Source organism: Hyphomonas sp. UBA3601 (assembly GCF_002375605.1).
Lineage (GTDB): Bacteria > Pseudomonadota > Alphaproteobacteria > Caulobacterales > Hyphomonadaceae > Hyphomonas.
Map to the genome: position 1 here is coordinate 12744 of NZ_DFME01000118.1, position 995 is coordinate 13738.

General features: G+C 62.7%; 2 protein-coding genes. Both read right to left on the bottom strand.

The features are described 5' to 3' along the window. Positions 1–530: cytochrome c biogenesis protein CcsA (ccsA, locus tag B4F73_RS12735; RefSeq protein WP_290483449.1), on the bottom strand; the 530-nt coding region annotated here is incomplete at its 3' end. Continuing rightward, a partial coding sequence (locus tag B4F73_RS12740; RefSeq protein ID WP_290483450.1) for a cytochrome c maturation protein CcmE occupies positions 527–995 on the bottom strand: 469 nt, incomplete at its 5' end. The genes B4F73_RS12740 and ccsA, both read right to left, overlap by 4 nt.

A 995-nucleotide genomic window follows, 5' to 3' on the forward strand; every position in this document is an offset into this window, starting at 1 on the left:
AAGGAATATCCGACATAGCCAAGATACAGCATGGGCGGATGAATGCTGAGCGCCGGATCCTGCAAGAGCGGGTTCAGCCCTGCGCCCTGAAATGGCGCTGGATCCAGCCGCAGGAAGGGCGACGATGCAAACAACAAATAGGCCAGCGCGCCGACCGCCAGCAGGCCCTGAATGCCGAGCGCGCGCGCCTCGAACAGGTCGCGCCCGGTGCGCATCCACAGCGCACCTGCTGCGCCAAAGCCAAGCGTGACAAGACACCAGAGCGCCATCGAGCCTTCATGGTTCCCCCAGGCGCCTGCGATCTTGTAGATCATCGGCTTCAGCGTGTGCGAATTGTTCGCCACCAGCGCGACCGAGAAATCAGACCGGGCAAAGGCCACGATCAGCGTCACGAAAGACAGGATCATCACCGCGAAACCGGCATAAGCGGCCAGCCCCGCCATCCGCCTTTGGCCCGTCAGGCCGAACATGCCCTGCGCCAGCGCCGCTGCCAGCGCCAGGAAGGCCGCAAAATGGCCGAGTTCGATCATCCGGCCACGTCCAGCGGTTTCAGTTCCCGCGGCTGGTAGTTTTCATCATGCTTGGCGAGGATCTGTCGCGCCGTGAACGCGCCCTCCGGCCCGAACTGGCCGGTTGCCACCACACCCTGTCCTTCGCGGAACAGGTCTGGCGCGATGCCGGTATAGCTGACACGGATCGTATGGGGGCTGTTGTCGATGACGGTGAAAATCATGGTCGCGCCATCTTCGGAATAGGCCAGTGATCCCGGCTCGACCCAGCCGCCGACCTTCACAACCTTGCCGTCTTCCGGCTGGCCTTGCTCGGCCAGGATTTCCGGCGTGTAAAACAGGTTGGCATTCTCGCGCAGCGCAAAGAAAGCCAGCACCGCCGCCGCCAGGAGCAGCAGCGCCGCAATGCCAAAAGTATAGAGTCGTCGTGTCCGTGCGCGCATGGCGAGACTTATAAGGGGACTTGCACCGAAAAGGGAGTGCGGC